The 24,988-nt window shown below is 72.5% G+C and carries 19 protein-coding genes; 16 read left to right on the forward strand and 3 right to left on the reverse strand.

What is annotated here, in order from left to right; translation table 11 throughout:
* Nucleotides 1-1,221, reverse strand: coding sequence for a methionine adenosyltransferase (gene metK / locus ACQEV2_RS26150; RefSeq protein ID WP_433046169.1), 1,221 nt, complete (start codon nt 1,219-1,221; stop codon nt 1-3).
* A gap of 489 nt (nt 1,222-1,710) precedes the next feature.
* Here metK and ACQEV2_RS26155 point away from each other — a divergent pair, with 489 nt between their 5' ends.
* The 12 genes from ACQEV2_RS26155 to ACQEV2_RS26210 all read left to right on the forward strand — a co-directional run bounded on the left by ACQEV2_RS26155 (nt 1,711) and on the right by ACQEV2_RS26210 (nt 17,574).
* Complete coding sequence (locus tag ACQEV2_RS26155) at nt 1,711-2,667, forward strand: aromatase/cyclase (protein ID WP_433046172.1); 957 nt, start codon at nt 1,711-1,713, stop codon at nt 2,665-2,667.
* Nucleotides 2,664-4,493: an acyl-CoA dehydrogenase gene (locus ACQEV2_RS26160; protein WP_433046175.1), complete on the forward strand. Its 1,830-nt coding sequence runs from the start codon at nt 2,664-2,666 to the stop codon at nt 4,491-4,493. The genes ACQEV2_RS26155 and ACQEV2_RS26160 overlap by 4 nt, the downstream gene beginning before the upstream one ends.
* Complete coding sequence (locus ACQEV2_RS26165; RefSeq protein WP_433046179.1) at nt 4,490-5,380, forward strand: 4'-phosphopantetheinyl transferase family protein; 891 nt, start codon at nt 4,490-4,492, stop codon at nt 5,378-5,380. Before ACQEV2_RS26160 ends, ACQEV2_RS26165 begins: the two co-directional genes overlap by 4 nt.
* Before the next feature lie 125 nt (nt 5,381-5,505).
* On the forward strand, nt 5,506-8,931 hold the full coding sequence (locus ACQEV2_RS26170; protein ID WP_433046182.1) for a condensation domain-containing protein: 3,426 nt from the start codon (nt 5,506-5,508) through the stop codon (nt 8,929-8,931).
* 365 nt (nt 8,932-9,296) lie between these two features.
* Nucleotides 9,297-10,529, forward strand: a complete 1,233-nt coding sequence (locus tag ACQEV2_RS26175) for an NtaA/DmoA family FMN-dependent monooxygenase (protein ID WP_433046185.1) — start codon at nt 9,297-9,299, stop codon at nt 10,527-10,529.
* A 101-nt stretch (nt 10,530-10,630) separates the two neighbouring features.
* On the forward strand, nt 10,631-10,876 hold the full coding sequence (locus ACQEV2_RS26180; RefSeq protein WP_433046188.1) for a DUF6059 family protein: 246 nt from the start codon (nt 10,631-10,633) through the stop codon (nt 10,874-10,876).
* Nucleotides 10,873-12,441, forward strand: coding sequence for an acyl-CoA carboxylase subunit beta (locus ACQEV2_RS26185; protein ID WP_433046192.1), 1,569 nt, complete (start codon nt 10,873-10,875; stop codon nt 12,439-12,441). Before ACQEV2_RS26180 ends, ACQEV2_RS26185 begins: the two co-directional genes overlap by 4 nt.
* A gap of 20 nt (nt 12,442-12,461) precedes the next feature.
* Nucleotides 12,462-12,659, forward strand: a complete 198-nt coding sequence (locus ACQEV2_RS26190; RefSeq protein ID WP_433046195.1) for an acyl-CoA carboxylase epsilon subunit — start codon at nt 12,462-12,464, stop codon at nt 12,657-12,659.
* Nucleotides 12,660-12,769: 110 nt separating this feature from the next.
* Nucleotides 12,770-13,138: a hypothetical protein gene (locus ACQEV2_RS26195; RefSeq protein WP_433046198.1), complete on the forward strand. Its 369-nt coding sequence runs from the start codon at nt 12,770-12,772 to the stop codon at nt 13,136-13,138.
* Nucleotides 13,139-13,183: 45 nt separating this feature from the next.
* A complete protein-coding gene (locus tag ACQEV2_RS26200; RefSeq protein WP_433046201.1) occupies nt 13,184-14,602 on the forward strand; it encodes an FAD-binding oxidoreductase in 1,419 nt (472 codons plus the stop codon).
* A 311-nt stretch (nt 14,603-14,913) separates the two neighbouring features.
* Nucleotides 14,914-15,876 carry an N-acetyltransferase family protein gene (locus ACQEV2_RS26205; protein WP_433046204.1) on the forward strand — a complete coding sequence of 321 codons (963 nt, stop codon included), beginning with the start codon at nt 14,914-14,916 and terminating at the stop codon, nt 15,874-15,876.
* Between the two features lie 81 nt (nt 15,877-15,957).
* Nucleotides 15,958-17,574, forward strand: a complete 1,617-nt coding sequence (locus ACQEV2_RS26210) for an FAD-dependent oxidoreductase (protein WP_433046207.1) — start codon at nt 15,958-15,960, stop codon at nt 17,572-17,574.
* Between the two features lie 18 nt (nt 17,575-17,592).
* Here the strand turns inward: ACQEV2_RS26210 and ACQEV2_RS26215 are convergent, their stop codons facing one another.
* Nucleotides 17,593-18,114 (reverse strand): MarR family winged helix-turn-helix transcriptional regulator, encoded by a 522-nt coding sequence (locus tag ACQEV2_RS26215; RefSeq protein ID WP_433046210.1) that lies wholly within the window; start codon nt 18,112-18,114, stop codon nt 17,593-17,595.
* A 119-nt stretch (nt 18,115-18,233) separates the two neighbouring features.
* Here ACQEV2_RS26215 and ACQEV2_RS26220 point away from each other — a divergent pair, with 119 nt between their 5' ends.
* From ACQEV2_RS26220 to ACQEV2_RS26235, 4 genes are all read left to right on the forward strand, one after another.
* Complete coding sequence (locus tag ACQEV2_RS26220; RefSeq protein ID WP_433046213.1) at nt 18,234-19,769, forward strand: FAD-dependent monooxygenase; 1,536 nt, start codon at nt 18,234-18,236, stop codon at nt 19,767-19,769.
* A 382-nt stretch (nt 19,770-20,151) separates the two neighbouring features.
* Nucleotides 20,152-20,412 (forward strand): MFS transporter, encoded by a 261-nt coding sequence (locus ACQEV2_RS26225; RefSeq protein ID WP_433046216.1) that lies wholly within the window; start codon nt 20,152-20,154, stop codon nt 20,410-20,412.
* Nucleotides 20,413-20,604: 192 nt separating this feature from the next.
* Nucleotides 20,605-21,636, forward strand: a complete 1,032-nt coding sequence (locus tag ACQEV2_RS26230) for a methyltransferase (RefSeq protein ID WP_433046219.1) — start codon at nt 20,605-20,607, stop codon at nt 21,634-21,636.
* Nucleotides 21,637-21,680: 44 nt separating this feature from the next.
* A complete protein-coding gene (locus ACQEV2_RS26235; RefSeq protein ID WP_433046222.1) occupies nt 21,681-23,285 on the forward strand; it encodes an FAD-dependent oxidoreductase in 1,605 nt (534 codons plus the stop codon).
* A gap of 79 nt (nt 23,286-23,364) precedes the next feature.
* Here the strand turns inward: ACQEV2_RS26235 and ACQEV2_RS26240 are convergent, their stop codons facing one another.
* Entirely contained in the window at nt 23,365-24,954 is a 1,590-nt protein-coding gene (locus ACQEV2_RS26240; RefSeq protein WP_433046225.1) for an FAD-dependent monooxygenase, read from the reverse strand.
* Nucleotides 24,955-24,988: the final 34 nt, after the last annotated feature.

Below are 24,988 nucleotides of genomic sequence, written 5' to 3' on the forward strand. Positions count from 1 at the left end.
TCAGACCCCTGCGGCCGTGCGGAGGGCATCCACGCGATCGGTACGCTCCCAGGTGAAGTCGGGCAGCTCGCGGCCGAAGTGGCCGTAGGCGGCCGTCTGGGCGTAGATCGGGCGCAGCAGGTCCAGGTCGCGGATGATGGCGGCCGGGCGGAGGTCGAAGACCTCGTCGATCGCCCTCTCGATCCGCTCGGTCGCCACCTTGTGGGTGCCGAAGGTCTCCACGAACAGGCCCACCGGCTCGGCCTTGCCGATCGCGTAGGCCACCTGCACCTCGCAACGCGACGCCAGACCGGCCGCGACGACGTTCTTGGCGACCCAGCGCATCGCGTACGCCGCCGAACGGTCCACCTTGGACGGGTCCTTGCCGGAGAACGCACCGCCACCGTGGCGGGCCATGCCGCCGTACGTGTCGATGATGATCTTGCGGCCGGTCAGGCCCGCGTCACCCATCGGGCCGCCGATCTCGAAACGGCCGGTCGGATTGACCAGCAGGCGGTAGCCCTCGGTGTCCAGCTTGATGCCGTCCTCGGCGAGCGCCCTCAGTTCCGGTTCGACCACCGATTCACGGATGTCGGGGGTCAACAGGGAGTTCAGGTCGATGTCCGGGGCGTGCTGCGAGGAGACCACCACCGTGTCCAGGCGTACGGCCTTGTCGCCGTCGTACTCGATGGTGACCTGCGTCTTGCCGTCCGGGCGCAGGTAGGGGACCGTGCCGTTCTTGCGGACCTCGGACAGGCGCTTGGACAGGCGGTGCGCCAGGAAGATCGGCAGCGGCATCAGCGTCGGCGTCTCGTCCGAGGCGTAGCCGAACATCAGGCCCTGGTCGCCCGCGCCCTGCCGGTCCAGCTCGTCGGTCTCTCCAGCTGCGGCGGCGCCTTCGACCCGGGACTCGTAGGCCGTGTCCACGCCCTGCGCGATGTCGGGGGACTGCGCGCCGATCGACACGGACACGCCGCAGGAGGCGCCGTCGAAGCCCTTGGCCGAGGAGTCGTAGCCGATCTCCAGGATCTTGTTGCGCACGAGCTGGGCGATCGGCGCGTAGGCCTGCGTCGTGACCTCGCCGGCCACGTGCACCAGGCCGGTGGTGATGAGCGTCTCGACGGCGACCCGGGAGGTCGCGTCCTCGCGCAGGAGCGCGTCGAGAATGGTGTCGCTGATCTGGTCAGCGATCTTGTCGGGGTGACCCTCGGTCACGGACTCCGAGGTGAACAGAAGCCCCATGGCGTATTCCTCCAGTTTCACGTCAGTCGAACCGAGCCGTGCAGTGGGTGCTCATGCCGCCGAGGTGAGGTTGACCCCGGATGCCCGGGAGGTGTGCGGTGCCGATTTGACGGCACGTTCGCCGAGCGCGGGTGGAGACGGGCTCGACCCGGCTTCCGGGCCCGGTGCGCGGCCCTGCCCGGAAGCCGGAACCTCGCTCTGCGGCGGCTGGGTGTCCGGTCGATCCCGGCCGTCCGTGTGCCGTGCGGACGGTCGGCGTCCGCCGGGGTGTCCGGTCGGCATCCGGTCGGCATCGGCTGGAGGACCGCTCGAGTCCGGCAGCCGCGGCCCACCCGGTGTTTCGCGTCACCTGCGGAGCGGCGCCGCCGGGAGGGCGGGTCCGGGTCCGGATCCCGGCGTGGCCACCAGCCGTGTTCGACTCCCGTTCCACCGGGATTCGAGGGGCGGCGCCTACAGTCGCCTCCCGCGACGAGAAGGGGGTGAACGCCGATGCCCGCACCGGCCGTGCACCGCACATCGCATCGGATCGAGGTGGCCGCACCCGCCGGAGTCGTCTACGGGTTCCTCGCGGACGCCGAGCGTTGGCCGCTGTTCCACGCCCCGACCGTGCATGTGGAACAGCTGGACCTGGTGGGCTCCGAACAGCGCCTGCGCATGTGGGCACTGACCAGTGACGGAGTGACGTCCTGGGTCACCCGGCGCACGCTCGATCCCGGTGCGCGGCGGATCGAGTTCCGCCGCGAGGGGGGCTCGGGAGCCGCGGACGGCATGCTCGGCAGCTGGAGCGTCGAGCAGTTGCCCGGCGGCTCCTCGGTGCTGACGCTCGTGCGCGAGTTCTCGACGGTGGACGACCGCCTCCCGGCGGACCGGATCGGCGACGCCGGCATCCGCAGGCACATGGCCGACCTGAAGCGCCGCACGGAGAGCTGGACCGTCCTCGACGAGCTGGTCCTGACCTTCGAGGACGCGCTACGCGTCGACGGACCCGCGGAACTGGTCTACGGCTTCCTGTACCGGGCGGGCGCCTGGTCCGGAAGCGTTCCAGGGCTGAGGGACGTCCACCTGGACGAGGACGTGCCCGGCATCCAGATGGTGCGCACCACGGCCGAGGACGCCGAGCAGAGCCGGGCCGTACGCCTGTGCTTCCCCGGTGCCGGACTCATCGTCTACAAACTCACCGAGCCGCCCGCGCTGATCGCCGGACAGGCCGGCGAATGGTCGGTGGAGCCCGACCCGGCGGGAGTCACCGTGCGTGTGCGGCACCAAGTGGTGCTGGAGGAACGGGACGTCACCCGCGTCCTGGGGGAGGACGCCGACCTGTCCGACGCCCGCCGGTACGTCCGCGAGACCATCAGCCGGGACAGCGCCATGCTGCTCGAACTCGCGCGCAGGCACGCGGAGGACGCGGCCGACGCGCTCGGCATGCACGTCCCAGGAATGTCATGACCACCACCGCAGAACCGTGCGCCGTCCCCCGGATCACCGAACGGCGCACCCCCGCTCCCGGCACCGTCGCCACAGAAGGCTCCATGGACGGACCGGTGACCGGTGCGCTGTGCCGGGCCGCTCGGCTGGACGCCCTGCTCGGCGACCCGTACGACCCGGCCAACGCCCACGGCTTCGCGGCGTTCGTCACCGCTGCGCAGGACCGCCGGCCCGCATGGGCCACCGAACGGCTGCTCGCCGAGGCAGGGCTCGTATCCGAGTTCGTTCCCGCGGGCCACGGCGGCACCCTGACCCGGGCCGACCTGCTCATGAAGGTCCTGCGGCCGGTGTTCCGGCGCGATGTGGCGCTCGGTTTCACCGGCGGCGTCACCTCGCTGTTCGCCTCCTCCGCGGTATGGGCGGCCGGAACCGCCGAACAGCAGCGCACCATGGCTCGGCTGCTGTTGGGCGGCGGACGGGCCACCGTGGTGCATCCGGGGCTGGCGCCGGCAGGCGGGGTCCGACGCGAGCAGATCGACGGCCGGCGCCGGGCCGACGGCGCGGGCACGCTCCTCAGCGGCAGCAAGGCCGTCGTCCCGGACGCCGCCCGAGCGGACGTCTACCTGGTCCACGCCCGCACCGCCGCCTACGGTCCCCGCACCCACTCCGTGCTGCTGGTCGACCCTGCGCGGCTGCCCGGCGGGCGGATCCACCGGTTGCCGCGCGTGGCGACCGAGGGGATGCGCGGAGCACTCTTCTCCGGTCTGCGGTTCAACGAGTGTCCGGTACCCGACGACGCGCTCGTGGGCGCTCCCGGGGACGGGGCCGCCCTGGCACTGCGCATGAACCAGGTCAACCGATGCCTGGTCGCCGGGGCCGTCACCGCGGCCGTCGACCCGATCCTGCGGTCCGCCGTGGGCGCGGCCACCGACGGGCGCTCCGGGCCACCCGCCCGCCGCTGGCACCGGCCGCTCGCCGGAGTCTTCACCGACCTGCTCGTCTGCGACGCCCTGACCACGGTGTGCCTGCGGGCGGCCGGCGCGTTGCCCGGCCGGACCCATGCGCCGACGGTCGCCGCCACCTACACCGTGACCGCCCTGCTCCAGGACGGGCTCGAGGAACTGTCCGCCGTGCTCGGCTCGCACCGGCGGCCCGATGACGACCTCCTGCACGGCATCCTCGCCAAACTGGTGCGCGATCTGCCGACCGCGGGACTCGGCCGCGCCGGCGCCGCCGCCTGCCAGGCGGTCGTCGTGCCGCAGCTGGGCGGCCTCGCGAACCGTTCCTGGTTCATCGAGGAGGAAGCACCCCCCGAACTGTTCCGCCGCCATGCGGATGTGCCGCCGCTGAACCACCGGGCGCTGGCCTTCGCCGGCGGCGGGGACTTCCTCGCCGCCTCCCTGGTCGGCGCCGCCGAACGGCTCACCCGGCTGGGCCGCACCGGAGGCCGCACCGGGCTGCTCGCACGGACGGCGGACGTCTTCCTCGCGGAACTGCGTGCGCTGCGCGACCAGTGCGCCCTGCTTCCGGGCCGGTTCGGCGAAGCCCTGGCCGGCCCCGCAGCCTGCGCCTTGAGCGACCGGTACGGACTCGTCGTCGCGGCCGCCGCCGTTCTCGCCGTCTGGGAGGGGCAGGAGGGCGACGACCCCTTCCTCGCCGACCCCGGCTGGGCCGTCCTCGCCCTGTCCCGGCTCGGCCGCAGGCTGGGGCTCGCGCTGCCCGACGTACCGCAGGACTGCGTGACCGGCGTCCTCGACGAACTGCTGCGCCGCCATCGCACGGGACGCGGCCTCGACCTCGATGGCATCCCACTCGCGCTGGGAGCCCGGGAGGAGCCGACCGGATGACGCCAGGGCCCCGCATCACCCCGCCCGTGCACGTGGCGGGGCCGGCCGGACCGTGGGACGCGGTTCGGGAGGGGATGGACCGGCGCGGCAACGCGGTGGTGTTCACCACCTGGGGCGAGTGGCTGAGCGCCGTCGTCACCGAGCCCCGGCTGCGCCTGCTGCTGGGCCGGGACTGGCCGCGCTACCGGCGTACCGCCGATCCCCAGGTACGACACCGGTTCGCCGCCGCGCGGCTGGTGCTGAAGTACACGGCGGCGGCCGCCCTGGGCACCGACGCCGCCGAACTCGACCTCGCCTACAAGATCGGCGGGCGGCCCCATCTGCGCGGGCTGGGGCAGATCGACGTGGGGCTGTCCCACACCGACGAGCTCATCGTGGTCGGCATCAGCCGCGGCGGACGCATCGGCGTCGACACCGAACCGCTCTCACGCACACTGACCTTGGACGTGCTGCACGAGCGCATGTGCACGCCCGCCGAACGGGCCTTCCTGAGCGGCCTGGACAGCCCACGCCAGACGGCCGCCCTGCTGCGCCTGTGGACGCTGAAGGAGGCGTACACCAAAGCGCTCGGGCAGGGACTGCGGCTGGCGTTCGACGAGTTCGGTTTCCCCCCGGGCATGGAGGGAGAACTCCCCGACGGCGCCGCCGACGGGCTGCTCGCACCGGACGGCGGCCCTGCGGCGAGCGAGGCCTGGGCGTTCGGCACCTACCGGGCGCTGGAGCGCTATCTGGTCACGGTGGCCCGCTACACCCCGGCCCCCCGCGCGATGCCCTGGACCGCCGAGCGGACCGTGGCGGACGAGAGGTCCATGAGCCTCGTGGCACAGTTGCTGCCCGGGGAGTCGTCCGCCTCAGCACCGCAGCAGCCCCGCTCAGCAGGCGCTTAAGGATGTCTGGAGGGCGTAAGCACCGCCTCCCGCACGCCGATACCGTGCGCCATGCATACATATGTCGGCCGCAAACATGAGCAGGCAGGCCGGCTTCCGTGTGCCATGGAAAGGAGCGGTGGCTCATGAGCAAGGGCCCTGCCGAAGATCCGGCACTGACCGTGGTGACCGTCGGACCGGTCCTCGAGCTGTACGGGCACCTCGACCCGGCCCTGCTGGAGACGGCCCTCGCACGTACCGTCGCCCGCCGCGCCGACCTGTGCACCTGGCGCGTCGAGGCCGGTGACGCCGGTGACGCGCCGGCTGTGCACCACGGTGAGCTCTACGCCCGGCTCCGGCGGCACGGGCCCGCGCACCACACCCTGTGTCTGACCGCCCGCGGTAGCGCAGCGGCCGCCCCGGATCCGCACCCCCCGGTGGGACTGCTGGCGGACTTGCTGACCGCGCCGACCGGCCCAGCACCGCTGGAGCGAGGCCTGCGCGCCGTGCTCGACGCCCTGCACCGGGCCCCGCACCGGGCCCACCACAGCCTGCTGTTGCGCCTGCACGAGGCCGTCGACCCGGACATCCTGCGACGGGCCCTGCGCACCGTTGCGGCCGCGCATCCGATGGTGTGCACCCCCCTGGGCCCGGCACCGGGAGGGGGCCTGCTGCTCGGCACCCGCGCGCAGGGCCCGCAAGCGCCGCAGGACTGTCTGACCACGGCCCGGTTCCCCGACCGCACCGCCTTCGACGCGGCCGTGGCCGACACGCGCCGCGGTCTCGACCCCCGCTCGGGAGCATCGCTGCGTGCCCTGCACGCCCAGGGCGGGATACCCGGTTCCGGCACGGCCGACCTGCTGTTCCTCGCCGTGCACGACCTGGCCGCCGACCCGGCGTCCTGGCGGGTCCTGCTGGAGGACCTCGACATGGCACTGGAGGCGCTCATGGCCGGCCGGGAACCGCAGCTGTGCGCCGACGAGGGCCGGCGGAAGGGCTGGGCCACGGGGCCGGCCCCCACGGACACCGGCCGGTGGGACCCCGCCGGGGATGCGGAGCCGCCGGATGCGCACGACGACCCCGCCCCGGTGACCGCCACCGGGGCACCGACGGCCGTCGGGACCACGCAGACACAGCGCGCCCACTTCACGCTCTCGCCCGAGGAGACCAAGCGGCTCCTCACCGTCCTCCCGGACCACTACGGGATGTCCGGCCCCGAAGTGCTCGCGGGAGCCTTCGGGCAGGCCGTGGCCCGCTGGCTGCGCACGCACGACGTCGTCTTCGACCTGTGCACCGACGGACGTACCGAGCCGCTGGGGCGGGCGCGCACCGTCGGTCCGTACACCCGCTCCCGGTCCGTCCGGCTGGACAGCGACCGGCACCTGCCCCCCGACTGCTATCTGGCCGCCGCCCTGCCCGCTCTCACCGCCGACGACGACAGCCACGGGCACGTCGGTCCGGCACCTGCCGGCACACGGCGCGCGGTACCCGTTCGCCTGGTCCACCACGAACCGGGCGAACTGCCCGGGCCCGCACGCAGTTTCACCGTCGTGTCGAGCGGACCGGGCCGGCTGCCGCAGCCGGCCGAGGAGCCGGACCACGGGCTGGAGGTCCGCACCTACGTCGAGGACGGCCTGCTGCACGTGCGAGCCCGGTGGCGGCCGCGCCCCGGCGACGACTGCGCCCGCACCACCGTGGACGAGCTCTGCGACCACCTGCGCTCCCTCCTGGAGCGACTGGCCGATCCGGCGGCGGAGGGGCAGCCGGTGTTCGCCGGACCGGCCGTTCCGGCCACGCCACGCCAGCGAGAACTGCTGGCCGAGTCCCTCGCCGACACCGATGCGGGACACCACGTCGAACAGCTCCACTGGACCTGGCACGGCCCGCTGGACAGCGAGCGGTTCACCGCCGCCTGGCAGGTGGTGTGCGACAACGAGATGCTGCTCCGCGCCGCGTTCGACCCGCGCGACCACACCCGGATCACCCTCCACGACCGCGCCACCCTGCAGGTCGTACGGCTGTCGCACACCGACACAACCTGGGCCCTGCTGCTCGAGCGCGACCGCCGTCGCGGCCTGAACCTGCACCGGCCGGGCGCGCTGCGGGTCACAGTGCTCGACGCTCCGCGGACCCGGTCCGGGACGGTGCAGCAGACCAAGATCCTGCTCACGTTCCACCAGGCGCTGGTCGACACGTGGAGCGCACGGCTGCTGCTGCGCGCGTTCTACCGCGCCTACCTCCGCGAGGGCTCCCCGGTGGGCGGTGCGAGACGGCCGGACCTGCGCGACTACGCACGGTGGCTCGGCAGCCGCGATCCTTCCCCCGCGCGGGAGTTCTGGGCACGGGCGCTTTCGCCTCGCGGCGTGGCCGTGCAGCCGGCCTGCGCGCCCGCCCGGTCCAGGGGCTTCGGACGCGTCTCCCGGCGACTGTCGCCGTCGGAGGCGGGGCGGCTCGTCCACTGGGCGGCGACCTGGGGCGTCACCGAGAGCATCGCGCTGCACGCCGCGTGGGCGCTGCTGCTGTACCGGGCCAGGGGTGCCGACCGGCCGGCCATGGTCGGCTTCGGGGTCTCCGTCGACGGCCGGGGCATCGCCCTGGAGGGTGTGGAGCAGTTGACGGGTGCGCTGTCCGGCGTGCTGCCGGTGACCGTGGACGTCGATCCGGCAGCCACCGTCCCGGAGCTTCTCGCCGTGCTGCGGGACCGCGCCCTGGACATGTCCGCGTACGAATGGGCCGGTGCCGGGCAACTGCGGCAGTGGAGCGGACGCTCCGCCGACGACGCCCTCTTCGCCACCGCCGTGCGCTTCGAACGCCCCGTGCCGCCCGCCGACGACCTGACGGCGCAACTCGCCGCCCAGGGCATCCGCGTCGAACCGCCGCAGAGCACCGGCTCCTCCAGCCCGCTGACGGTCGGCCTCCTCGCCCGCTACGACCCGCTCGGCAGGCTGGTGATCACCGCTGTGCACGACCGGGGCCTGCTCGCCGACGCCGAGGCGGCCGGCCTGCTCGTCCAGATCATGCGGCTGCTGCGGACCTTCCCGGACAGGGCGGACGGCAGCCGGCCCATCACCGAAGTCCTCGAGGCCCTGCCCGGCGCCGACGCACCGCGCACGGTGCCCGGCCGGCCCGACGCCGTCCTGGTCCCGCTCCGGGCGGGCGGGCGCGCCGACGGTCCGGCCGTCTGCCTGGTCCCGCCACCGGACGCGGACCACGACTGCTACGGCGCCCTGATGCCGCTGCACACCGGTCCCGAGCTGATGCTGGCGGTGAACACCGGCAGGGTCGAACCCGACACCGTGGCACACGCGTTGCGTGTCGCACTCGGCCCACGCCGTCCCTTGGTGCTGGCGGGCTGGTCGGGCAGCGGACAGCTGGCCCGGCGCATCGCCCGGAGCCTGACCGATGCCGCCGGGCCCGGCCCGCTCACGGTGACGCACGGTGCAGGCGAGACAGACGCCCCCTCCCTGGCCCGCACCCTGGCCCGGGTGCTCGCCTCGCTCGACGAGGGGTGGGTCCCGGGGACGGGCGCGGACCCTCCGGCGGCACCGGCGCATGACTCCGAACGGCCTTGACGAGGCTGTCAGGGCAGTCCGCGGACGCACTGCACGGTGGCCGCGGACGGGCTGCCCGGTGGCCGTGGACGCACCGCCCCAGTGTCAAGCGTGCGGCGGACCGGCGCCGCCGCTGCCAGGCGAGCGCGCGCGGACCGGCCGCCCGCGCCTCGGTCCCGGTCGTCCCGGTCGCGCTGCCCCGGTATCCGGGGACGGGCTGCCCGGTGTCCGCGGACGCGCTGCCCCGGTGCCCCGGGGCCGCCGGAGTCGCCGACCGGTCCGGCAGCGGGGCCGAAGGCCGAGGCCTGAGCGTTCCTCGAGCGGTTTCTGCTCCACTGCCGAGCACGATGTCCGGCCGAGCCGGGCCGACCGCTGGGAGGCGTCTCGTGCAAACCGACCGCGCACCGATGAGGCTGGGGGCGCTGCTGCCCGCTCCGGCGCTCGGGCACCACGCCGGCGCCTGGCGGTACCCCGGCGTCCGGCCCGAGAGGGCGCTCGGCTTCGACCACTACCGCATGCTCGCGCAGACCGCCGAGCGAGGCAGGCTCGATTTCCTCCTGCTGGACGACGCGCTGGGGGAGGACCTCTCCCGCGGCGACGGCCACGGCCCGGGCCGGCCCGGCGGGGTGGCCCATCTGGAGCCGCTGACCCTGCTGTCCGCGCTGGCCGTGCACACCCGGCACGTCGGTCTCGTCGCGTCCGCCACGACCACCTGCACCGAGCCGTTCTCCGTCGCCCGGACCTTCGCCTCGCTCGACTTCATCAGCGGCGGCCGGGCCGGCTGGCACGTCACCGTACCCATCACGGACGCCGAGGCCCAGAACTTCGGCATCGAACGGCCGCCGGGTGTGGTCATGGGATACCACCGGGCCGACGAGTTCCTTCACGTGGCGACCCGCCTCTGGGACAGCTGGGAGGACGACGCCTTCCTCTACGACCAGCTCACCGGCCGGTACTTCGACCCGGCCAAGCTGCACGTGCCCGCCCATCGGGGCGACCACTTCCAGGTGCGGGGACCGCTCAACATCGCGCGCCCGCCGCAGGGGCACCCCGTCCTGGTGCACTCCCCGCTGCCCTCGGCGGACGCACGGGACTTCACCGCCGAGTGGGCCGACGTGATCCTCATCGGCCGGCGCACCATGGCCCGGGCGTCGGCCGAGATCCACGCGCTGCGCGCACAACTGGCCGAGCGGGGGCGGGAACCGGACCGGGTACGGATCATGCCCACGGTCTTCCTGGTCACCGGGCGCACCCGGGGCGAGGCCGAGGACATCTACAGCGCGCTGCAGGACTCACTCGGCCCCGATGCCCGTCTCGAGGCACCCGGTACCGAGCCCGGCCCCGCCTTCCTGCTCGGCTCCGCGCAGGAGGTCGCCGACGAGCTCGAGGAGTGGTTCGTCCACGGCGGTGCCGACGGCTTCGTCTTCCTGCCGAGCCACCTGCCGGACGGGCTTGCCGCACTGGTCGACCACGTGCTTCCGCTGCTGCGGCGGCGCGGACTGCTGCGCACCCGGTACGAGGGCCACACCCTGCGCGATCGGCTGGGCCTGCCCCGTCCGAGCCCGGTGACCGCCGGCGGAACCCGGCCGCTTCTCGAGCGCACCTCCAAGCACCTTTGAGCCCGTCCTGTGAGTGTGGGCGAGTCCGACACCGCGTATCGGGAAGTGAGGAGGACGGTCATGCCGCTGCTGACGGGTGCGTCCTCGGTGACGGGGGACTTGTGGGTGCCTGGTCGATAACCACCGCGTTTCTACGAGCCATCGGCCGGTCGCTGGCGGCGGCAGGCGCCATCTGGGTCTACATCCCCGTGCCGGATGAATCGGGGCAGGAGTGGGTCCCGGACGACAAGCGGATCCTGCTCAAACCCCCGCCGGGGCACCCCGAGCGGCTTCGCCCCGACGTCCCGCTCAGTGCGGTCGAACGGCACCTGGCACGCTCGCTGTCGCACCCGGAGGACAACGCATGAGCATCGCTACCGAGGGGCCGGTACATGACCGGCTGACCGAACTCGCCGAGATCAAGGCGCTGGCGGCCGGCGGCCCCGACGACAAGGCCACGGCACGGCAGCACGCCAAGGGCAAGCTGACCGCCCGCGAACGCATCGACCTCCTGCTGGACGAGGGTTCGTTCCAGGAGATCGAGGCTCTGCGCCGGCACCGTGCGACCGGGTTCGGGCTGGAGAACAAGCGGCCCTACACCGACGGTGTGATCACCGGATGGGGCACCGTCCACGGCCGTACCGTCTTCGTCTACGCACACGACTTCCGCATCTTCGGCGGTGCCCTCGGCGAGGCCCACGCGGCGAAGATCCACAAGGTGATGGACCTGGCGCTGGCGGCCGGAGCCCCCCTTGTCTCCCTCAACGACGGTGCCGGCGCCCGTATCCAGGAGGGCGTCACCGCGCTCGCCGGCTACGGCGGCATCTTCCAGCGCAACACGAAGGCCTCGGGTGTCATCCCGCAGATCTCCGTGATGCTCGGCCCCTGCGCGGGCGGCGCCGCCTACTCGCCGGCCCTGACGGACTTCGTGTTCATGGTGCGCGAGACCTCGCAGATGTTCATCACCGGACCCGACGTCGTCAAGGCCGTCACCGGCGAGGAGATCACGCAGAACGGGCTCGGCGGCGCTGACGTGCACGCCACCGTCTCCGGCGTCGCGGCCTTCGCCTACGACGACGAGGCCGCCTGCCTCGAGGACGTGCGCTACCTGCTGTCCCTGCTGCCGTCCAACAACCGTGAGACGGCGCCCCGGCAACCGTCGCAGGACCCGGCCGGCCGGCTGACCGAGAGCCTGCGGGAGATCGTCCCGGCCAACGCCAACCAGGCGTACGACATACGGGCGGTCATCGAGGAGATCGTCGACGACGGGGAGTACTTCGAGATCCAGCCCGGCTGGGCCACCAACGTGGTGTGTGCCCTCGTCCGCCTGGACGGGCACGTCACTGGCGTCGTGGCCAACCAGCCATCCGCCTTCGCCGGGGTCCTCGACATCCACGCCAGCGAAAAGGCCGCGCGCTTCGTGCAGTTCTGCGACGCCTTCTCCATCCCCCTGGTGACCCTCGTGGACGTACCCGGCTTCCTGCCGGGCGTGGACCAGGAGCACGGCGGCATCATCCGGCACGGGGCCAAACTGCTGTACGCCTACTGCAACGCGACCGTCCCGCGGGTACAGCTGATCCTGCGCAAGGCCTACGGCGGCGCGTACATCGTCATGGACTCGCGGTCCATCGGCGCGGACGTGTCGCTGGCCTGGCCCAGCAACGAGATCGCCGTCATGGGCGCCGAGGGCGCCGCCAACGTCATCTTCCGCCGGGAGATCGCCGCCGCCGACGATCCCGACGTCGTGCGCGCGCAGAAGATCAAGGAATACCAGTCGGAGCTGATGCACCCCTACTACGCCGCCGAACGCGGCCTGGTGGACGACGTCATCGACCCCGCACAGACGCGCACGGCGTTGATCGGGGCGCTCACGATGCTGCGCTCCAAGTACGCGGACATCCCGTCCCGCAAGCACGGCAACCCGCCGGTGTGACGGGGGAGGGGACGAGACCCATGACCACCTGGCAGATCATCGGCGGCCATCCCTCGGCGGAGGAGACCGCTGCCCTCACCGTGGTCCTGACGGCCCTGCTGACGCAGCGCGCCGCCGCGGCACAGCAGGCGGCGACGGACCGCGGGACCGAGGCCTCCGGCTGGCACCGGGCACACCACAACCCGCACCGGTCCGCCGGGACGTGGCGCGGAAGGTGAGCCCCGCTCCCCACCTGTGCTGCACGGCCGTTCGAGCATCGCTCCAGCACCGGGCGGCACCGTATCGACGGCACACGACGCAATCCGAGACCCATGTCAGGAGAATCGCCATGACGGACCCGAGGCTGGTCGGAACCTGGACCACGGTGCTGGAGGACGACGGCAAGTCCGTGGTCGGGCTGGCTTCCTTCACGGGTGACGGCGGCGTCACCTGCTATCAGGCCAACACCAAGAACATCGGCCTGGGCAACTGGGAGTCCACCGGCAAGGACTCCTTCGACTACAACTTCCACATCATCGCCGTCAGCCCGGAGGGCGAGCACGTCGGCGAGGCCCACGTCTTCGTGAACGGCGAGTTCGTCTCCGACGACCGCTGGGAGGGCACCGGCGGCGCCAACTTCTACTCGCCCACCGGTGAGCTGCTGCGCGGCCATGAGGGTTCCAAGGTCACCGCCCGCAAGTTCGGCATCGACAAGTAGCCGGGACAGGGCACCCCGGACCGGCAAGCCACGGAGGAAGAACCCATGTTGCGCGATGAACTCAAGGGTGAGCTCGTTCTCCCGTCCGATCCGGGGTACCCACTCGCCAAGCAGTTGCAGAACACCGAATACGACACGGTCACACCGTTCGGCATCGCCTACTGCGAGTCCGTCGACGACGTCCTCGCCTGTGTGCGCCACGCCCGGGAGAACGGCATCGCCGCGCACGTCCGCGGCGCCGGGCACAGCTTCAACGGCTGGTCGACCGGTACGGGCCTGGTCATCGACCTGTCCCGGATGAACCACGCCGTCGCCGACGGCCCCACCGTCCGCATCGGCGCCGGCATCCAGTCGCTGGACGCGCTCGACATCCTCAAGCCGCTGGGCCGCCAGATCGTCACCGGTACCTTCCCCACCGTCAGCCAGGGCGGCTTCCTGACCGGCGGCGGACTGGGCTGGCAGACCCGCAAGTTCGGGGTCGGCAGCGACCGGATCGCCTCCGCCCGCGTCGTCCTCGCCGACGGCCGGACCGTGCGTGCGTCCGCGGACGAGCACCCCGACCTGTACTGGGCGCTGCGCGGTGGCGGTGGCGGGAACTTCGGCATCGTCACCGAGTTCGAACTGCGCCCCGTCGACGCCCCGCGGCTGACCGGCTTCGAGACCCTGTGGTCGCACGAGGACGCCGGCGACGTACTGACCGCCTGGCAGGCGTGGGCGGCCGAGGGATCCGACGACCTCGGTACTTCCCTCGTCGTGCTGCCCGGCATCTTCGGCCCCGGCGGCAAGCCGGTCGTCAAGATCTGGGGCGTGTACCACGGCACACCCGAGGCACTCGAACGCGCCCTCGACGAACTCACCGAGCGCACCGGCACCAAGCCCCTGCACCGCGAGGCCGGCACTCCCGGTCTCTACGCCGACGTCATGCACGAGGCTCTGTGCGGCTCCAAGACCGTCCAGCAGTGCCACCGCACCGGCACCCACCCCGACGCGGTCGGCCACCGCCACCCCTACACCCGGCAGGCCTACCGGCTCACCGGCCGGCCCGTCACCCGTGCCGAGGCCGACGCCCTGCTGCAGGCCTGGAACCCGGACCTGGACAACGAGCGCTATCTGCTGTGCATCGCGCTCGGCGGCGCCGCCAACCGCGTCGGTCGCACCGAGACCGCGTACGTGCACCGCGACGCGCAGTTCCTGACCGGTTTCCAGATCGCGACCCGCGACGAGGACGCGGCGCTCCAGGGCCCGGCGGAACTCGACGAGTGGGCCGACCGGTGCGGCGCCGCCCTCGCCCCGTCGGCCATCGGCTCGTACATCAACTTCCCCAGCTCCCGGGTGCCGGCGGAGTGGGAGAGCGACCACTACGCGGAGAACGCCCCCCGGCTGCGCGCCGTCAAGCGGGCCTACGACCCCGACGGCTTCTTCCGACACGGCCAGAGCATCGGCGGCGCGGCGCCGGTCGGCTGACCACGGCTGCGGGACGTCACGGCCGGCGCTCCGGACTCGGAGCACTGCGGCCGCGGTGCACGGAGACCGCCGCACTGCGCCCGGCCCGGCAAACTCGTCGGCCACCCGCGTCGGGTGCGTCTGCGCACCACGCCCGACGTTCACCTCCGACCAGGTGCCGGTCCTGGACCGGCCCGCCTCCAGGGCGCGTCCGTGCCGCCGATGAGCGCCGGCGCCGCCCTGCCGCGGTGGTTCGGGCCCGGGGATGTGCGGATCCCCGGGCTCGAGTCCCGCTCCATGGTCGTACGACCGCCGTGGCACACCATGCCTCCATGGAAATCCGCAGCCTCGACGGCGACGACCCGGCCACGATCTCCCTTCTCCTCCCGGGCTTCCAGGAGACGATGAGCCTCGAACTTCCCGGCGATCCGCCGGTTTCGGAGGCCCTGCTGGCCCGTCTCCTGCAGCGCCGGCACGGCGCCGACCGGATGGTCCTGGCCGCCTTCGACGGCGACCTGCCCGCCGGCTGCACCAAGCTCGGCCTCGACCTCGGCGACCCGGCCGGCCCCGGCCACGGCTCGCTATGGGTCTTCCCCTCCTTCCGCCGCCGCGGTGCCGGCACCGCCCTGGTGGACGCCGCCCGAGCCGAACTGCGCGCCCGCGGTCGTAGCCACCTCATGGTCGACGCACCCGACACCCCCGCCGCCGCGGCCTTCGCCTCCGTGTGCGGCGCGGAGCTGCGCGGCACGAACCTGCGCAACCGCCTCTTCCTGCGCGGCCCGGCCCGCACCTCACTCGACGAGCTCGCCGCCCGCGCCCTGCCCGGTCACCACTTGGTGCGGTGGACCGACCGCTGCCCCGACGAACTCGTCGACTCCTACGCCCGCGCATGGAGCACCCTCGACGCACCGGTCAACGGCCAGGCGCAGGTGCGCACCCCCACCGCCGACGACGTGCGAGCTCGCGAGGCCGAGGCCGGGCGGGCCGGACACCGCCAGTACGTGACCGCCGCCGTCGCCGACGACTCCGGCGAAGTCGCCGGGTACGGCACGCTCTTCGTCCGCGACAGCCCGATGGCGGACGCGGGCGAGACCCTCGTGCTCGCCGATCGGCGGCGCCGCGGCCTCGGCACCTGGCTCAAGGCGGACCTGCTGGCCCGGGCCGCCCGCGAGAACGAGGGCCTGATGCTGGTGCAGGCCTGGAACGACGTGCACAACGACGCGGTCGTCGCCCTCAACGCTCGCCTCGGATTCCAGGCGGACAGTTCCTGGTCCACGTATTCCCTCAAGGCCTGACCACCCGAGCCGCGTTCGAGTTCAGGTCCACCGGCCGCTGCCACGATCCGCACAGACCGGCATCCGCGAGAGGGGTTCTTTGTGAGTACCAGCGACACACGTGTACTGATCGTCGGCGGCAGTCTCGTCGGCCTGTCCACCGCGGTGTTCCTCGCACATCACAAGGTGCCCTGCACCGTCGTCGAGCGGCACCCGAGCACCTCCATCCATCCCCGCGCGGTCGGCTACTACCCGCGCACCGCCGAACTCCTGCGCACGGTCGGGGTCGAGGAGGCCGCCAAGGAGGCGGCGTCCGGCTTCGAGAAGCACAAGACACGCGCCGGCGTGGTGTCGCTGGCCGGCGAGGTCCTCTTCAGCAAGGAGGAGCTGGAGGGCGGGGACGAGCTCTCCGACCTGACCCCGTCCAAGCTGCTGCTGCTGCCCCAGGACCGGCTGGAGCCGATCCTGCGTGCCCGGGCCGAGAAGCTCGGCGCCGACCTGCGGTTCAGCACCGAGCTGGTCTCGTTCACGCAGGACGACGACGGGGTCACCGCCGTCGTCAGGAACGCGGAGGGGGTCGAGAGCACCCTGCGCGCCGACTATCTGGTGGCCGCGGACGGGCCGCGCAGCACGGTGCGTGAGGCCCTCGGCATCGCCCGTGAGGGCCGGGGTGTGCTCTCCCGGCACGTCAGCATCGCCTTCGGCGCCGACTTCGGCGCGGTGCTCGGCGACCGCCGCTACAGCGTCGTACACGTCAAGAACGACACGGTCACCGGCATCCTGGTGCACGACGACACCCTCACCGAGGGCACGCTGATCGTCGGCTACGACCCCGGCAAGGGCGAGAGCCTGGACGACTTCACCGACGCCCGCTGCGCCGAACTGGTCTCCGCGGCGATCGGCTCGGACGAGGTCGCGGTCACCGTCCGCTCCCGCTTCCCCTGGGACATGGCCGAGCTGGTGGCCGAGACCTTCGTCCAGGGGCGGGTGCTGATCGCGGGCGACGCCGCCCACCAGATCCCGCCCACCGGCGGGTACGGGGCCAACACCGGCATCGCCGACGCCTTCAACCTGGCCTGGAAGCTGGCCCTGGTCCTCGAGGGAACCGCAGGCCCGGGGCTGCTGACCACCTATCAGGAAGAGCGCCGGCCGGTCGGCCTGTACACCGCGCAGCAGGGCTCGCTGCAGCTGGCCATGCGCTCGGGCACCGCGACCGAGGAGCAGCAGGCCGCCACCGACGACGCGATGACCGTGACGATGGGCCAGGCCTACCGCTCCGGCGCGTTCGTCCCCGAGACGGGGGCCACGCAGCTGCCGTTGACCTCCGACCCGCGCACGCTGCGCGGCGAGCCCGGAACCCGCGCCCCGTACGTGCTGCTGGAGCGGGACGGTGCCCCGCTGGCCACACTCGATCTGTTCGGCACCGGATTCGTGCTGATGGCCGGTCAGGACGGCGGTTCCTGGGCCGAGGCGGCCGAGGCGGCAGCCGCCGGGACCGGCGCGCGCCTCACCTTCCACCGCATCGCCGCGACCGTCCAGGACGGCGGGGCACTGGCCGACCCGGAGGGCCGCTGGAACGCCGCCTACGGTGTCCGCGCGGACGGAGCCGTCCTGGTACGCCCCGACGGGATCGTCGCCTGGCGCTCCCCGGGCGGTGTGCCGGCCGGCGACCAGGGCGCGGAGCTCATCGCGGCGCTGCGCCGGATTCTCGCGCGCTGAGCGATGAAGGGCGGGCGGTCATCCGCCGACCGACGCGTCGCGTGCCTCGGCCACCGAGCCGACGTACTTGATCAGCAGCCGGGCGAACTGCAGGCGCTCGTCCTCGGGCCAGTCCCGGGTGATGAACTCGAAGGCCGCCCGCTGGTGGCGCCGGAAGGCCGCCAGCATCTCCAGTCCCTCGTCGGTCATCTCCAGGATCGTGCGCCGTCCGTCCTGCTGGGACGCGGCACGGACCAGGTAGCCGGCGGAGATGCAGTCGGTGACCATGCGGCTGGCCACGGAAGGGTCCACGGCCAGCCGTTCCGCGACGACTCCGACGGTGATCTCCTGGCCGTTGTGCTCCGGCCCCTCCTCCACGATGTTGAGCACCAGGGTCCGGCTCATGTCCTTGCGGGACACCGGTTTCTCCACGTTCAGCGCGGCGGCGCGGCGCAGCCGCGAGAACGCCGGGCCCACCGCGTCCAGCAGAGCGTCCTCGGCGAGCGGGCCGTGCGCGCCCGAGCGCCGCACGCTCTTCGGCCTGGTGCTCGAAGGTTCCATGGCACACATCCTAGGCGCGGGGATGTCAGGCGTTCGGAATGTGCATGCTCACAATGTGTTGCATGACTACACGCATATAGCTACTCCTCAATCCACTCTTCTCCCCTGGAAGGACCGCAATGCCGAACACCAAGGACTTCGATTTCGACGTCCTCATCGTCGGCGGAGGCCCGGTGGGCATGCTGCTCGCCTCCGAACTCCGCATCTCCCGCGCCAAGCCCGTCGTCCTGGAGCGCCTCACCGAGCGGACACCCCACTCCAAGGCATTCGGTCTGCACGCCCGTTCGCTGGAGTCGCTCGACCGCCGCGGCCTGGTCGAGCGTTTCCGTGACGGCGCCCGCTCGTGGAGCAACGGCCACTTCGCGGGGCTCGACGTCTGGGTGGACTTCTCCCTGCTCGACAGCGCCCACAACTACGCGCTGCTGTCCGAGCAGACCCGCACCGAGCGCCTGCTCGAGGAGCGCGCGGAGGAACTCGGTGTCCCGGTCCGCCGCGGCCACGAGGTGACCGCCGTCCGGCAGGACGCGGACGGTGCCGAGGTCGACGTCACCGGCCCCGAGGGCCCCTACACGCTGCGCGGCCGCTATGTCGTCGGCACCGACGGCGGCCGCAGCCTGGTCCGCAGGTCCGCGGGCATCGGCTTCCCCGGCACCGGCGGCCGCGTCACCGCGCGCCTGGCCGACGTCGTCCTCGCCGACCGCGAGAAGGCGCCGATGGGCATGGAGCGCACCGAGCGCGGCCTGCTCTTCTGCGTCCCGCTCGACGAGAAGTACCACCGCGTCGCCACCTTCGACTTCCAGCAGGGCAAGGAGGCGGGCACCGAGCTGACGATGGAGGAGTTCACCGACAGCCTGCGGGAGATCTGGGGCGACGACCTCGGCGCGAGCGAGCCGCGCTGGCTGTCGTGGTTCACCGACTCCGCCTGCCAGGCCGAGCGCTACCGCGAGGGGCGCATCTTCGTGGCCGGTGACGCCGCGCACACGCACTTCCCCGTCGGCGGCCAGGGCGTCAACCTCGGTCTGCAGGACGCCCTCAACCTCGGCTGGAAGCTGGCCGCGGAGATCAACGGCTGGGCCCCGGAGGGTCTGCTAGACACGTACGACAAGGAGCGCCAGGCGCCGGCCCGCAACGTGCTGGCCAACACCCGTGCGCAGATCGCCCTGATGAACCCCGACCCGTACGTCACCCAGCTGCGTGAGCTCTTCCAGGAGCTGATGACGAAGGATCAGGTCAACCGCCACGTCGCCGAGATGCTCAGCGGCGTCGCGGTCCGCTACGAACTGCCGGGGCCCGAGCACCGGCTGCTCGGCGACTTCGCCCGCGACCTGACGCTGGAGACCGCGGACGGCACCGTCACCCTCCCGAAGCTCCTGCACCGCGGCACCTTCGCCCTGCTGGACCTGGGCGGCCGCCCCGAGATCTCCGAGGTGTACGGGGAGTGGGGCGCGACGCTGGGCTGGGCCGGCCGAGTGCGGCACGTCGTCGCCGAGTGCGCCGAGGAGCCGGAGCTCGCCGGTGTGCTCGTCCGCCCCGACGGCTATGTCGCCTGGGCCGCCGACAAGGACGCCTCGCCCGCCGAGGTCGCCGAGGGTCTGCGTTCGGCCCTGGCCGCCTGGGCCGGGACAGGGGACCCCACCCGGACCGTCTTCAAGTAGCGGGCGAGAAAGGGATGCATGTCCATGTGGTCGTGCATCTAATTGCGTGGTAACATGCATGTATTGCGGGACGTGATGCTGAAGTCTCCGGGCAGTCACAGCCCGGTTCGGCATTCCCGTCCTCCGCGGCCCGGCCACTTCCACGGCCGGGTCCGGCCACACCTTTCACGCAGCCCGTCTCACAGACAAGAAGTCACCATCCCCTAAGCCCCTTTCGGGCCCGGTAGCGAAGATGACACCGCCCGCCACTCCAGGCGGCCGGTGCAAGGGGGGATCCCCACCGACCCTGAAAGGCGGTCCCGCCTTGTCCGCTTCCCCTGCCCAGGGGGCCGGGGGACGTAGTCCCTCCGGCACCCGGACCACACCGGTCCTGATCGCGTGCATGCTCTGTGCGTTCCTGGCCGTCCTCGACACACAGATCGTCATCACCGCCCTGCCCCGCATCGCGGGCGACCTCCACGGCATGGGGCTCTTCGCGTGGGTGACCATCGCCTACGTCATCGCCGCCAGCGTGACCACGCCGATCTACGGCAAGCTCGGCGACCTCTTCGGCCACAAGGCCACCCTCCTGTCCGCGCTGACCCTGTTCCTGGCCGGCTCCGCCCTCTCGGGCGCGGCCGGCAAGCCCTCCCGAGCGGCCTGATCGCACGAATCCCCCGCGTGTGATCCAAGGCCGAAGGGCTGCCCTCCCACCCCGCGTCTTCCGGTGGGAGGGCAGCCCTTCCTGCGCCCGGGGGCCAGGCCCGCTTCAGGCCGGTTCGAGTGGGACTCCATGCGCACGGGCCATTGTCGGGTCGGGACCGTGGCGGTCCCCATGGCTTGCTAGGAGGCTCGCGTGACAACGACCGATGACCGTACGACGGCAGCGGCGGTCGACCCCGGTCCGCTGATCAAGCTGACCATCGCGGACTGCGCGGCCAAGGTGCTGCACAGCGCGGTGACGCTCGGGGTGTTCGGCGCACTCGCCGAAGGGCCGGCGGGGGCGGACCACATCGTTGCCGCGACCGGCCTGCACCCGCGCATGGCCCCCGACTTCCTCGACGCGCTCGCGGGCCTCGGCCTGCTCGAGCGCAGCGGGGACCAGTACGGCAACGCGCCGCTGGCCCAGGCGTACCTCGTGCCCGGCACCCCCACCTACCTCGGCGGGTTCGTCGAACTGACCAACGAGACCCTGTACAGCACGTGGGGCCGGCTCACCGAGGCACTGACCACCGGCGCCCCGCAGCACCTCGACCCCGACAAGGGCGGCTTCGTGGGCGACCGGCACAAGGACCCGGAGAAGATGAAGCGCTTCTTCGCCGGTCTCGACGCCTACAGCGACCGGATGGGCATCGAGATCGCCGGCCGGATCGACTGGAGCCGCCACTCCTCCTTCGTGGACCTCGGCGGCGCGCGCGGCAACCTCGCGTCGGTCCTGGTCAAGGAGCACCCGCACCTGACGGCCGGGGTGTTCGACCTCGAGCGCACCCGCCCGCTGTTCACCGAGCACACCGCCCGTCTCGGCCTCGGCGGCCGCATCGAGTTCACCGGCGGCGACTTCTTCACGGACGACATCCCGAAGGCCGACGTCATCGTGCTCGGCCACATCCTGCACGGCTTCGACACCGACCGGCGCCAGGAGCTGCTGCGCCGCGTCCACGCGTCCGTCAATCCCGGCGGGCGGATCCTCGTCTACGACCGGATGATCGACGACGAACGCCGCAACGCCGAGCGCCTGCTGTCCAGCCTCCACATGCGCCTGGTCAGCCCCGACGGCTCCGAATACCGCACCGGCGACGTCAGCACCTGGCTGAGCCGGGCCGGATTCACCGGCATCACCGCGGAGCCGCTGCTCGGCACGCACACGCTGGTGACCGCGACCCGATGACCGGCCACACGGAGCCGCCCGCCCCGACCACCCAAGGAGTCACCATGAGCCAGGAGAAGGTGCCCGTTCTCATCGTCGGCGGCGGCCTCACGGGCCTGTCCGCCGCCGTGTTCCTCGCCCACCACGGGGTGAAGGCGACGCTGGTGGAGCGCCACCCCGGCACCTCCACCCACCCCAAGGCCCGCGCCATCAACCCGCGCACGATGGAGCTCTACCGTGCCGTCGGCATGGAGGAGCGCGTCCGGGCCGGACGTTCGCCGATCTCCGGCAACACCGACCTCGTGCACGTGGAGACCCTCGCCGGCAACGAGCGGGTCCGCATGCCCAACGCCTCCATCGAGGACATCAGCCGGATCAGCCCCGCGCAATGGACCCTGATCGACCAGAACCAGCTCGAGCCCATTCTGCGCAAGCGGGCCGAGGAGGTCGGCGTCGACCTGCGCTTCCACACCCGCCTCGACGCCGTCACGCAGGACGCCGACGGAGTGACCGCCACCCTCACCGACGTCGGCACCGGCGAGACCTCCCGGCTGCGCGCCGAGTACGTCGTCGGGGCCGACGGCAGCCGCAGCCCGCTCCGCGAGCTGCTGGGCATCGGCGCCCACGGCCGCGGCACCATCACTAACCTGGTCAGCTTCTTCTTCGACGCCGACCTGACCGAGCCGCTGCGCGGCCGCAAGATCATCGCCGCCTATGTCAACAACCCCGACGTGCGCGGCACGATCATCCCGATCGACAACGACCGCAAGTGGGTCATCAACGTCTCCTTCTTCCCGGAGAAGGGGCAGAGCGCCGAGGACTTCACCCCCGAGCGCTGCGTCGAACTGGTCCGCGCCGCCGTCGGCGTCCCCGACCTGCCGCTGACGATCGAGTCGGTGAACATGCCGGCCTGGGACATCTCGGCGCGGGTCGCCGACACCTTCGTCTCCGGCCGCTTCCTCGTCGCCGGCGACGCCGCGCACGTCATGCCGCCCACCGGTGCCTTCGGCGCCAGCACCGGCATCCAGGACGCCTACAACCTGGCCTGGAAGCTCGCCCTGGTGCTGAGCGGCAAGGCCGGGCAGGGCCTGCTGGCCACGTACGACTCCGAGCGCCGCCCGGTTGCCGAGGAGACGGTGCGTCAGGCGATGCTGCGCTTCGCCGTCCGCGAGGGCAAGCAGTTCCAGGACGTCGCCAAGGACCTGGTCGACGAGACCACGATGACCTTCGGATACGCCTATCCGGCGGGCGCGTTCGCCGGTGAGGACCCGCAGCTGTGGACCGTCACCGAGAACCCGGACAAGCCCAGCGGCCGGCCCGGCTCACGCGCCCCGCACGTCGTCGTCACCGGTGACCACGGCCCGTTCTCCACCGTGGACCTCTTCCCGGTCGGCTTTACCCTGCTGACCGCCGGCCCCGCCGCGCCATGGGCCGCGGCCGCCGCGGCCGGCCGCGATCTCGGCCTGGTACTGAGCGTCCGCGGCATCGGCGAGGGCGGCGACTACGCCGACACCGAGGGCACCTTCAAGGAGCGCTACGGGATCTCCGACGGCGGCGCGGTCCTGGTCCGCCCCGACGGCTTCGTCGCCTGGCGTTCCCCCTCAGGCCCCGAAGGCGACGTCGCCCGGACCGTGACCGGCCTGCTGCGCGGGATCCTCGCCCTGGACTGACCGACTCCCGGGCGCGAAACGACGTGGCGCGCCTCCCCACCCGGGGAGGCGCGCCACGTCGTTGTGAGCGCAGGCCGTCTCAGACCGAGCGCGACAGCAACCGGTGCACGACCGCCGACAGTTCGACCGCCGGGTCCGCGGGCTGCTCGGCCGCACGCCACGCCAGGAACCCGTCCGGGCGGACCAGCGCGGCACCCGAGGCGGTGATCCCGTACTGCTTCAGGAACTCCTCGACCACATCGGCCGGCTCCTCGCCGCCGACCCGGTGGAAGGCGATGTCGATGCCGGTGAGCCGGGACACGCCGCCCACGGCCCTCTCCCACAGGCCGCTGTCCGGCCCGGCCAGCAACCGCCAGCCGCCCGTCAGCAGGTCGTGCAACGGGACGTCCGTGCCGCCGGAGCGCAGCTCCACGTGCGGGGCCCGGGTGCCCGGACGGCCCGACGGCTGGGTGGGATCCTCCACCGGGGCGCCGTCGTCCCCGCCGGGCTCGGCCAGCACCGCGCCCGAACGGTAGACGTGGCCGAACAGCACGGTGGTCTCCGGGCGGTGCCGGGCCGCCACCTCCTCGTCCAGGCCGCTGCGCTGCAGATAGCGGATCACCCCCTGCTCGACGGTGAACTCGGCGACCGGGATCCGCTCCTCCTCATAGGTGTCCAGCAGTTGCGGACCGGCCTGCCCGCGCAGCACCAGCGCCAGCTTCCACGCCAGGTTGTGCGCGTCCTGCACCCCCATGTTGCCGCCGAAACCACCGGTGGGCGGCATGACATGGGCCGCGTCACCGGCCAGCAGCACCCGGCCGGAGCGGAACCGGTCGGCGATCCGCGCCGCGATCTCCCAGCTGCTGCTCGACTCCACCGCCACATCCAGGTCCGGCACGCCGACCGCGGCCCGCACCATCTCGATGCAGTCCTCCTCGGAGTACTCGGCGTGGGTCTCCTGAGGCGGCAGGCTCGGCGCCAGCACCCAGCGGTCCGCGTCGTCGAGCCGGCCCAGCACACCCTTGACCTTGTCGTTGCTGACGAAGCAGAGGAAGAACTCGCGGCCGGCGACGTACTCGTCGAGCGCGGCATGGAAGATGATGTTCATCTGGCGCCCGAAGGCGCCCTGGCCGTGCGTGCCGATGCCCAGCCCCTCACGGATCGGGCTGCGGAACCCGTCCGCGGCGACGAGGTACTTCGCGCGGACCGTGGTCTCGGTGTCGTGCCGCAGGTCCCGCAGCACCGCGGTGACCCCGTCTGCGTCCTGCTCGTAGCTCACCAGCTCGGTGCCGAACCGGATGTCCGCGCCCAGTTCCTCGGCCTTCGCGCGCAGGACCGGCTCGAAGCGGTCCTGCCCGATCAGCGTCCAGCCGGTGGTGCTGACCTCGTTCGGATCGTGCCGGAAGGGCCCGTCGAAACGGCCCAGTTCGGCGCCCGTGAGCGATTCCACCTGCAGGATGTCGCCGTACTGCGCGTGCGGGTTCTCCTGCCTGCGCACCTTCTGCTCCAGGCCCAGCGCACGCATCAGTTCCATCGTGCGGGGACTGGCCGCCTGGGCCCGCGGGTGCGCCGAGATGTGCGTGTGCCGCTCGACGAGCACCGGCCGGATGCCCTGCTGGGCGAGGAACAGCGCCTGGGCGAGGCCCACCATGCTGCCGCCCACGATCAGTACGTCGGTTTGTTCCGCCACCGGATGTGCTCCCTTGTCTCGATGCCGTTTCCGT

Origin of the sequence: Streptomyces sp. CA-251387, assembly GCF_050936625.1 — a bacterium.
In the GTDB taxonomy this organism is placed as follows: domain Bacteria; phylum Actinomycetota; class Actinomycetes; order Streptomycetales; family Streptomycetaceae; genus Streptomyces.

Excerpts from the sequence above, each read along its gene's own strand:
- ACQEV2_RS26205 (WP_433046204.1), top strand. The coding sequence starts at position 14,914 with ATGGAAATCCGCAGCCTCGACGGCGACGACCCGGCCACGATCTCCCTT.
- ACQEV2_RS26200 (WP_433046201.1), top strand. The coding sequence starts at position 13,184 with ATGTTGCGCGATGAACTCAAGGGTGAGCTCGTTCTCCCGTCCGATCCG.
- ACQEV2_RS26165 (WP_433046179.1), top strand. The coding sequence starts at position 4,490 with ATGACGCCAGGGCCCCGCATCACCCCGCCCGTGCACGTGGCGGGGCCG.
- ACQEV2_RS26160 (WP_433046175.1), top strand. The coding sequence starts at position 2,664 with ATGACCACCACCGCAGAACCGTGCGCCGTCCCCCGGATCACCGAACGG.
- ACQEV2_RS26220 (WP_433046213.1), top strand. The coding sequence starts at position 18,234 with ATGCCGAACACCAAGGACTTCGATTTCGACGTCCTCATCGTCGGCGGA.
- ACQEV2_RS26215 (WP_433046210.1), bottom strand. The coding sequence starts at position 18,114 with ATGGAACCTTCGAGCACCAGGCCGAAGAGCGTGCGGCGCTCGGGCGCG.
- ACQEV2_RS26155 (WP_433046172.1), top strand. The coding sequence starts at position 1,711 with ATGCCCGCACCGGCCGTGCACCGCACATCGCATCGGATCGAGGTGGCC.
- ACQEV2_RS26225 (WP_433046216.1), top strand. The coding sequence starts at position 20,152 with ATGCTCTGTGCGTTCCTGGCCGTCCTCGACACACAGATCGTCATCACC.
- ACQEV2_RS26195 (WP_433046198.1), top strand. The coding sequence starts at position 12,770 with ATGACGGACCCGAGGCTGGTCGGAACCTGGACCACGGTGCTGGAGGAC.
- ACQEV2_RS26170 (WP_433046182.1), top strand. The coding sequence starts at position 5,506 with ATGAGCAAGGGCCCTGCCGAAGATCCGGCACTGACCGTGGTGACCGTC.
- ACQEV2_RS26185 (WP_433046192.1), top strand. The coding sequence starts at position 10,873 with ATGAGCATCGCTACCGAGGGGCCGGTACATGACCGGCTGACCGAACTC.
- ACQEV2_RS26235 (WP_433046222.1), top strand. The coding sequence starts at position 21,681 with ATGAGCCAGGAGAAGGTGCCCGTTCTCATCGTCGGCGGCGGCCTCACG.
- ACQEV2_RS26190 (WP_433046195.1), top strand. The coding sequence starts at position 12,462 with ATGACCACCTGGCAGATCATCGGCGGCCATCCCTCGGCGGAGGAGACC.
- metK (WP_433046169.1), bottom strand. The coding sequence starts at position 1,221 with ATGGGGCTTCTGTTCACCTCGGAGTCCGTGACCGAGGGTCACCCCGAC.